Annotated in this window: 9 protein-coding genes; 7 read left to right on the top strand and 2 right to left on the bottom strand. The window is 38.4% G+C overall.

Annotated elements, in window-relative coordinates; translation table 11 throughout:
* The coding region (locus tag ACFPFU_RS25425; RefSeq protein ID WP_377069535.1) for a TlpA family protein disulfide reductase at window positions 1-649 on the bottom strand (649 nt) is incomplete at its 3' end.
* A 593-nt stretch (window positions 650-1,242) separates the two neighbouring features.
* A complete protein-coding gene (locus tag ACFPFU_RS25420) occupies window positions 1,243-1,629 on the bottom strand; it encodes a hypothetical protein (RefSeq protein WP_377069534.1) in 387 nt (128 codons plus the stop codon).
* 186 nt (window positions 1,630-1,815) lie between these two features.
* Between ACFPFU_RS25420 and ACFPFU_RS25415 the strand changes: the two genes are divergently transcribed.
* The 7 genes from ACFPFU_RS25415 (at window position 1,816) to ACFPFU_RS25385 (ending at window position 8,141) form a co-directional block, all read left to right on the top strand.
* Entirely contained in the window at window positions 1,816-2,244 is a 429-nt protein-coding gene (locus ACFPFU_RS25415) for a helix-turn-helix domain-containing protein (RefSeq protein ID WP_377069532.1), read from the top strand.
* The gene (locus ACFPFU_RS25410; RefSeq protein WP_377069530.1) at window positions 2,241-2,519 is read left to right on the top strand and encodes a helix-turn-helix transcriptional regulator; all 279 of its coding nucleotides are present in this window, start codon (window positions 2,241-2,243) and stop codon (window positions 2,517-2,519) included. The genes ACFPFU_RS25415 and ACFPFU_RS25410 overlap by 4 nt, the downstream gene beginning before the upstream one ends.
* A gap of 798 nt (window positions 2,520-3,317) precedes the next feature.
* On the top strand, window positions 3,318-3,653 hold the full coding sequence (locus tag ACFPFU_RS25405) for a type II toxin-antitoxin system RelE/ParE family toxin (RefSeq protein ID WP_377069528.1): 336 nt from the start codon (window positions 3,318-3,320) through the stop codon (window positions 3,651-3,653).
* A 40-nt stretch (window positions 3,654-3,693) separates the two neighbouring features.
* Entirely contained in the window at window positions 3,694-3,957 is a 264-nt protein-coding gene (locus ACFPFU_RS25400; RefSeq protein WP_377069526.1) for a helix-turn-helix domain-containing protein, read from the top strand.
* Window positions 3,958-4,260: 303 nt separating this feature from the next.
* A complete protein-coding gene (locus ACFPFU_RS25395; protein ID WP_377069524.1) occupies window positions 4,261-5,016 on the top strand; it encodes a hypothetical protein in 756 nt (251 codons plus the stop codon).
* 160 nt (window positions 5,017-5,176) lie between these two features.
* Entirely contained in the window at window positions 5,177-7,027 is a 1,851-nt protein-coding gene (locus tag ACFPFU_RS25390; RefSeq protein ID WP_377069522.1) for an ATP-dependent nuclease, read from the top strand.
* Window positions 7,028-7,187: 160 nt separating this feature from the next.
* Window positions 7,188-8,141 carry a hypothetical protein gene (locus ACFPFU_RS25385; protein ID WP_377069520.1) on the top strand — a complete coding sequence of 318 codons (954 nt, stop codon included), beginning with the start codon at window positions 7,188-7,190 and terminating at the stop codon, window positions 8,139-8,141.
* Window positions 8,142-8,735: the final 594 nt, after the last annotated feature.

The following is an 8,735-nucleotide window of genomic DNA, read 5'->3' as shown; positions in this document are numbered from 1 at the left end:
CCGACACCACCAACGCCCCGGAGACGCCGGGGATATAGGCGGACAGGGATGACTGAAACCGGATGTTTTTATGGGGAATCTGGCGGTTTTCGCTGATGAATTTTTCTTTGTGAAGGAAGGGTATCCTGACATCTTCCTTTGGTCTGAATGCCGGCTGCTGACCTGCAAGCAGCTTTTCGATGTTGTCTTCTGTGAGGTCCTGTGCGCCGGTAACGGCCAGTACCTTTAGATCCGGGTCTGCTATCACGATGTGGGGGATGGTGATGTGGGGGAAGAGGATATGGAGCTGTCTTTCATTGACGGCCATGGGGAGGTCCAGGTCCCGTAGGGCCGGATAGGTCCGGAGGGTGGCGGTGACCTTTTCCTCCGGGTCGAAGGTAACCGGGAGTACGCGGATGCGGTCGCCGTATTTGGCGTGGAGATCTTTCATTTGGGTGAGCAGGCGGATGCTGGCGTTGCAGGTGGTGGACCAGAACTGGAGGATAAGGTAGCGGCCGGTGAGGGCATCCGCACGGAGGGGCTCCCCTTGGTTGAGGATTTGTTGGAAGGTGAAGGTTGGGGGGATTTTGTCCCCTGTTTTTAGGGTGTCGGGGGGTGTGGCACCTGCGAGGTGAAGGGTAAGGAAGAGGAGGGGAAGGATGACCTGCATCTGGATACCAAACAGGTAATCTCTTTTGAAAGATGACGGATGTCGATGGAGGCGATTTGAGGTTGCGGGCTGAGGAGAGTTGTTTGCTCTTATAAGCCTTATTTTATTCTGTTCTTTTTGCCCCCGATACGCTGCGCTGGTCGGGGCAGGCTTTGACGCAAAAAGAACCAAAAAAGTCAAGGCAAAAATATCCTTCCACCCGCGAGACCAGCGCGCCCCTCCGGTCCCGACAGCTGTGCGGGATGCCAGCCCCCGCGCCGTAAAAAAGGGCAAAAGATATGAGGTGGGGGATTGGTTTAATATTATGGAATGGCTTGGTTTCATTTTAGGTCCTTTATCTGGTTCTCTTTTTGGATATGGTTGCAGTGATAATGGTATTGGGGGAAAACAGGATCACCGGGCCGGAGTAGATAATTGTTAATGTATGAAGAAGTGTCCGGCCCCGGTGACCTGTGGTTTGGTGCCCCCGCTCTCTGCCTGCCGTCATACGGGTCTTGCTGGTGACGGGGTGGCGGGATCCCTAGCGTTCTGGGATATATCTTGGATCCCGGACACCATGGCGGAGAGGGTGGGGGCGTATGGGCTTGCCCGGGTTAGCTGTCGGGAATGGGCAGGGACTGTCTGGGATCCCTGCCCCGTGGGTGGGTGGTAAGCATGGGGCCGCGTTTAGTTATTTTTGGGTTTTGCTGAATGTTTTTTGAATTTAATCCGGTTTCCTTTCTGATGCTGGGACCGGAAGGGAGAAAGTTGTTTTCCATGATGACCAAAGGGGTTGGTTCATATGGGGTTTTTGGGTTTGAGGGGGTAGAGGAGGTCGGAGGCTGTGAGAAGGCATGGGATGGTGTGTAGCAGAACTCCAGAAGAGTCTCTTCCATCCCGCCCTTGGGCAGCATGTCTGGTTTCGGTAAAAGTGTTCTGGTGTTCCATGTTAAAGCGATTCTGCGGGAATCGTTAATAATCGGGATAGTACCTAATCGCATATATTTATATTACCGCTTTCATTTATAAAAAACCTTTTTAATGCGTTCATTTTTGCCGGATTCATGGCTATATTGAGTTGTGAATCCGGGAAGTACAAATTTTGAAACTATACCCAAAAGAATAGTGGATAAAAATTACTATCTTAGTAAAAGATTTTCCAGTTTAGGCGAAATTATCCTGAAACGATGAAGGCACAGAAGATCATGCGGATATTGAGGGAGTCAAACGATTACAGCCAGGAGTATGTGGCCAATGTGCTTGACATCAACCAAAAGACCTATTCCAACCTGGAATCGGGCAAAACCAAGCTGACCTTGGAAAGGATCAATCAACTGGCTGATTTCTATAAGGTTAAACCTGAATATTTCCTTTCTGATGAACTTCCGGTCATCAACTATAACAATACAGGGCCTAAAAGCAATAGTAACAGTGGGTATATTCATACATATATAAATGAGAAAAATAGTGAATCTTTGTATGAAAGGTTATTGTCAGAGAAGGATCACATCATAAAGGAAAAAGATGATCAGATCAAATTGTTAAAAGAGTTGCTGGAAATAGAAAGAAGAGAAGTCCAAAATCTTAAAAGAAAAATCGAAAATTTTACTCCATGATGACAGGAATTAGTATAATACTCCAAACACTTATTCAAGACAAAAATATATCCCCCGAAGAAATCTCTAAAGGTTCCGATGTCCCGGTTGAGGAGTTAAAAAGTTTAGTTGAAGGAAAAGGGAAATTAACAATTGATACAGCACTTAAACTTTCCAATTTTTTTGAGATTCCTGGTGAGTTCTTCTTTGTAGATCCTACCATGGTAAATCATAACAATTATGGAGAAAAAAGTAACAGCAACAGCGGGTATATAGGGACTTATAGGAATAATTGATCATCCTTTCCAGTAATTGAGATCACTGTGCGTTCCTCTCACTAGGAAAGAAAATTGAGAGGTGGAGTCGATAGATACGAATTTTTTTTTTCAGTAGCGTAGAAGTTGCGTCTGGAAATTTTTTTATTATGAAGGTTTGATATAATAATCTATTATTTATTAATATTTAGATATTTAATTATAAATTTCTGTTAATCATGTATAAAAAATACCGTGATCGGGGTATTTTTTAATTGGGAGAGATTTTTTAGTTTTAGAGGATGGGTTGTTGGGGAGAGGTTGAACTATTCAAAGGTAAAGGGTTTGGTGGTCATTCACTGAGAGGAATGCACTTCCGCTTTCTATTTATTTCACAGGCTTCCCAAAAAGGGGAAACAAGGCTGCGTTATTACTGATCCCACCAATTAGTTAAGGATTAATTACTATCCGATATGCTATAATAAGCTGTTCCATATGGGACTTGCTGTGACGGAGTCGTGGTGGATATTACGGGATTACGGGGTGTGATGGTCAGCCCATCGCGTGTTTGATTAGGGCGAATCTATGTGCGGGGCTGTTAAGGCATCTAGGATAACAGGACCATCAAAATTTACGCCTATGTACGCAACCGCCAAATAGGGGAGATCCGGAGCCCGATAGAGGACATGGACATAAAAATATAAAACGGGGCAAAACCGCGCCAAGCCAACAGCATGCTGCAATAGAGCGGGGAAAAACCGCGCCAATAAACGAGTTAGAGTGCATTAAAAGAACGTCCCATTTTTGGAAAATGTTATCTTTTGAGATAACTTTGTAGATATGGTAAGAAAGATAATTTTTTATGAAAACCACTTTATAGAATTTTACCAAAGCCAGAATGAAAAGGTCAAGAGTAAGATTCAGTATGTTTTTGAACTGATCAAGCAAGTGGAAAGGGTACCCGAGAAGTTTCTCAAGCATCTTGAAGGAACCGAAGGGTTATTTGAAGTGAGGGTGGAATACCAATCAAATATTTACAGAATATTCTGCTGTTTTGATGAAGGAAAGCTGGTAGTCCTTTTTAACGGATTTCAAAAGAAGACTCAGAAGACCCCGAAGAAAGAAATAGAGAAAGCAGAAAGATTAATGAAGGAATATTTCCAAACAAAGAAATAACATTATGAAAGATTATAGCAAAATCAAAACATTCGATGAATTGATTGAACTGGAACACGGTAAAATTGGAAGTGAAAGCAGGAATAAGTATGAAGAGAATGCGCAGATGTTCATTATCAGCGAAATGCTAAAAGAAGCTAGGAAGGAAGCAAATCTGACCCAGGAACAATTGGCGGAAAAGGCAGGAACAAAGAAAAGTTATATTTCCAAGCTTGAAAATGGTAAAGGAAATATTCAGTTGTCAACTTTGATCCGGATTTTCGAACAAGGATTGAATAAAAGAATTGGGTTAACATTCCTGTGAGCATTCGAAAGGAATAACGCACTCTAACATCACCTTGGAAGACAGCGGGCGGTTCCGAGTAAATTGAAAGTTTAGTACCTTTAAGAAGTTAGGAGTAGACTGGAAAAGAACGGCTCCGAAATACCCGCCGTCTCCAAGCTGAATTCCGTTGGGCTTCATTAAAAAGAACATATGACAGAATGGTTTAACAATTTAGACATAAAGCTTCAAGTGGTAATAATTTCAAGTATTACTTCCTTGACTGTGTTTCTACTTGGATGGTTCTTCAAAGTTCTTTACGACAGGTTTTCCTTGACATATAAAATGAAAAAGGAATTTGAGTTTGAACAAAGAAAAAAGCTCAAAGAAGAAATAGCAAAGAACAAAACTCACTTTCTAAATTCCATTGAATCACTAAATCACCGTATGTGGAATTTTAGTCAGAATTCCCATGAAAATTGGCACAAGATTCCTCGGGAAAAATGGTTTCAAACAGACGACCAGTATTATATCAACAGTTTTGTTTATCGTTTTCTTTGTTTTTTGCATTGGACTCTAAAAACCGAAAAAGATACTATATCAGTAGACACAACGATTGCGGATAAGGAAGATATTCTTTACTTAAAGTGGGTTAAGACTTTTAAGGACATTTTTACAGATGCTGACTTACTCAAAGACCTCAATTATGATAAAACGAAAAACACAAACCACTTCTATAAAAATGATTTGATAAGATATAGCAAATGGGTTGTATTCAACCATGCCGTAATCGATTTTGATGAATTTGAGACGAAACTTCATTACAGCTACGAACCGCTTGAAAAGGTAATTGAATATTTCACTAAGATGGAAGGGACAGATGAAGACAAGAATTTGAATATCCTTAGATGTTATCACCTTTTGGCAATTCAATTTTTAAACGACTATGGACATGATTACCAAAGAACTGACGACAAAAAGATTAAGATGATAACTGAATTGTATAAAGGTAAAATCAAGATTACAAATGGGTTTGAAGAGTTCGTAAAGAAGAGTAAGCTTGAAAAGGAAATGAAGAAATTGATTGAAAAAATAAAATAACGAAGGCCCAACAATGGGTATAAAACATAGGGCAGACAGTGGTTTCCGCAAGTTTTCGGTTCATGGCAAACTTAGTCTCGGTGGACAAGTAGGCAGCTCCGAAATGCCCTACGTTTCATACCCGAGACCGTTGGGCTTAATTGAAAAAAAACAATCGCAAATGAAGATAATTGAAAGTATAAGAATTAAATATTTTCGTTCAATTCTAAATACAACAAGAGGAAATCAAACACATTTCAAGACTAATGACTTAAATGTAATTGTAGGTAGCAATGATGCGGGTAAGTCAAATTATTTAAGAGCACTTAGCCTTTTTTTTAATAATTATTCAGAGCCTAACGTACCATTTAGCTTTTGGAAAGATTTTTCTATTCAAAGACATGGAGTAAGAAGAGAAGAAAATAGAATTGAAATTGAACTCATAATCAACCCACCTCAGAAGCAATACTTCAAACATTATGGTCAAGTTAAATGGACAAAGATTTGGAAAGAAAATTCTAACATACCAGAAGAAACAATAGTTTATGTTGATGGTAAACATAAATTTACCAGTAATAAGAGAAGCTCATATTTTAAATGGTTAAAAAAAATAAGGTTTAGATATGTTCCAGCCATTAAGAGCGAGAAATATTTTAACGACCTAATGTATTCCCTTTACGATGTGTTACAAAAGGATACTGTTAACCTCGAAAATGAATTTAATAATCAAGTAAAATCTAAAACTAATTTAATTTCAAGAGAAATAACCTCAAGATTAAACATTGATAGTATCCTACAATTTAAAGGTAATTTTAGAGACTTATTTCTAAATTTAGAATTTGGGTCTAGTGATGGTAAATCAATGTTATCTCAAAGAGGTGACGGAATTAAAATAAGACATATTCCCATAATTCTTCAAAATATCGCTGAGGCGGAATTAAAAGAAGAAAAAAATCGAGAACCAATAGCAAGCACAATTTGGGGATTCGAGGAGCCTGAAAATAACCTTGAGTATGATTCAGCTAGGAAATTAGCAGAATCGTTTATAGAATACATAGATAGAATTCATTTTCAAGAAGAGGAGTTGTCTTTTAATGATGAAGGAATTCAAATTTTTTTAACTACACATTCACCAGTTTTCTATACCTTATCTAACTTAAATAACCCCAAAATCACATCATTTTTAGTTAAAAAGCAACCAGATTTAAGTTCTGATATTAAGCTAATCACCAATGACGAAACAATTTCTATTGAAACAGAAATGAAACTTATGCCATTAATAGAGCTTTCTCGGCATTGGAAAAACTTAAGCTTGCAATTTGAAGATTTACAAAAATCTAAGCAAGCTCTTGAAAAGCAATTAGAAACTATAGGGAACAATAAAAAATGTATTGTTTTAACCGAAGATAAGGAGAAAGGATTTATCGAAAAGCTTCTTATTTCAAATGGTTTTCAAATGAATGATGTTGATTTAAGGACTTATAAAGGCTGTACTAACATCACATCAGCTGAGGTACTAATACAATATTTGAAGGATAAATTTAAAAAAGAGTGTCCTATTATATTAGTTCATAAAGACAAGGATTATTTAACAAAAGAAGAAGTTGAATCAGAAATTGATAAATATAAAAAAAAGGGAATAATCTTATTTTATACAAAAGGAACAGATGTTGAATCCTATTTTATCAATGCAGAACACATATCATTCTGCCACGAAGAAATCGATAAATCTGAATTATCCAAGTTAATTAGAACAGCATTAGATGACAAAAAACAAAAATCAATTGAACATTTAAGGTTAAAAGAATTTGGACAAAAGCATCAACAAAAAAGTAGTCACTTAAATGAATATTTTGAAACTGAATATATCAAAAATGAACAAACTTTATTTCACGGTAAAGAAGTTTTAAAAAAATTTAGAGGATTATTCAGAGATAAATACAAGAAAAATACAAGTATTGAAAGTCCGAGTGAATATTTGAAAGATGAAAATCTATCAAAAATAGCATTAGGCATTTGGGAAAACAACTAAGCCCAACATCACCTACACTCAAGCAGGGGTTTCGTGCTTCGTAGGACAGGAAAGTGGTATATTTGAAGTTCAGTTCTTCGTAGGAAAGTTTAGTGGTAAAAAGCCCTGCCTGCGTATAGCTGAATCCCGTTAGCGGCAACCTTGAACAACAGACATCTAAGTGCAAACACTGAAAGACATATCGAAGAAAGAAGTTGAAAACTTCAGAAAATTGCTTGAATATTTAAAGAGACTTTCTGAAGACGGAGTGACACCTTTAATTGAAAAGCAACTATTGCTTATGCTTGACAATTCGATTCCATTTTTTTCGCACTTAGTTATGACTGATATATTCCCGGAAATACACAGACTTACAATAAACAAAAGAGTATTGGGGACAAATAAAAGAATCAGAGAAATAAAGTATCTAAAATATCCACCTGCCGACAAAGTTTCAAAATATGGAAGATGCAATTTTCCAAAGCAATCCGTTCTTTATGCTTCTTTCATACATATGACTGCGATGAATGAAACACGACCACGAATTGGGGACTTAGTAACTCAGAGTGTGTGGAGAGTAAAAAGAAATCAGACTTTAAAATATGTTCCAATTTTCAAAAATCAGCCAATAGGTGAAAATGTAATCAATCCTCGGACTTTTGAAATTAACCAGATTTACAACAAAAAGGTTAGAGATTATCCTGACTTTTTAAGAGAGCAAATTGATGAATTAGTTAAATTCGTTGCTGACGCATTTACAAAAAGAGTTCACCCAGACTCTGACTTAAATTACATTTTTAGTGCATACTTTTCCAACAAAATATTCACTGATTTTGAAAATGGAACTATTGAAGCAATCTATTATCCTAGTGTAAAAGAAAGGCTCTCGTTTGAAAATTTAGCAATTAAACCTAGTGTGTTTGACGATAAATACGAATTAGTAGAAGTTAAAGATAGTGTTTGTGTTATGGATACTTCAAATGGGAAAGGTGGATATTTTTTTCAAGGGTTATCTGACTGTAAAAGTTTTGACTATTTATCAGGAAAAATACTTTGGGACCCCAACAAATTATATCAACCCGCAGAGAATATGTTCGACTTAAAAATGAGATTTAATGTGGACATTTCGGAATAAAATTAGACAGGAGTCAAAAAAGGCAGCCGCTAACAGCCGTTTGCCGCAATGGGGGCTGGCGTGGTTAAATCAAGTGCAGTGCTTCTATCAACATTTGTGCTTAGTTGACAGTGAAGTGCTTCGAAATCGCCACCTTCGGGTAGCTGCAAACCGTGTGTGACTTGAATCAGCCCCAAGGGGCTGAATGCTTTGAAATGGATGGAGGACTGTTGGGTAACCAATAGAGAGGCCCTCCGGTGGTCCCGGTTGACCGGGAGAGCAGCCATCAAACCACCGTTCGGCTGAGCTCACGCCGAAGCCTTACGCTGCATCTGGCGGAAACTCCGGTGTGGTGAACGGTTAAGGAAAAACGAGAACATAGATTTCCGTAGGTGGGTACTGTGGAGCTGAACCCCGAAAGCTTTCGGGGTGAACCAGTGACGAAGCCTCGATATGGCAAATTACGATGTGAAAAACAGGTAGTTATCCGTATCCGTCCGATAAACCCCATATTTCATAGCTGGTGCAAACATCGTATAGTTGCATCATGAAAAAGATAAGCAACGACGAGTATTATAACCTGTTTTGCAGGTGGCGGGCTTCCGGTATAAGCAA

The organism is Negadavirga shengliensis (assembly GCF_042652345.1).
GTDB lineage: Bacteria > Bacteroidota > Bacteroidia > Cytophagales > Cyclobacteriaceae > Negadavirga > Negadavirga shengliensis.
Note: the sequence above shows the minus strand (reverse complement) of the source record. Positions and strands in the feature narration are given on the sequence as shown.

Coding starts and splice junctions, on each gene's coding strand:
- ACFPFU_RS25390 (WP_377069522.1), top strand. CDS start 5,177: ATGAAGATAATTGAAAGTATAAGAATTAAATATTTTCGTTCAATTCTA.
- ACFPFU_RS25395 (WP_377069524.1), top strand. CDS start 4,261: ATGAAAAAGGAATTTGAGTTTGAACAAAGAAAAAAGCTCAAAGAAGAA.
- ACFPFU_RS25410 (WP_377069530.1), top strand. CDS start 2,241: ATGATGACAGGAATTAGTATAATACTCCAAACACTTATTCAAGACAAA.
- ACFPFU_RS25415 (WP_377069532.1), top strand. CDS start 1,816: ATGAAGGCACAGAAGATCATGCGGATATTGAGGGAGTCAAACGATTAC.
- ACFPFU_RS25405 (WP_377069528.1), top strand. CDS start 3,318: ATGGTAAGAAAGATAATTTTTTATGAAAACCACTTTATAGAATTTTAC.
- ACFPFU_RS25420 (WP_377069534.1), bottom strand. CDS start 1,629: ATGCGATTAGGTACTATCCCGATTATTAACGATTCCCGCAGAATCGCT.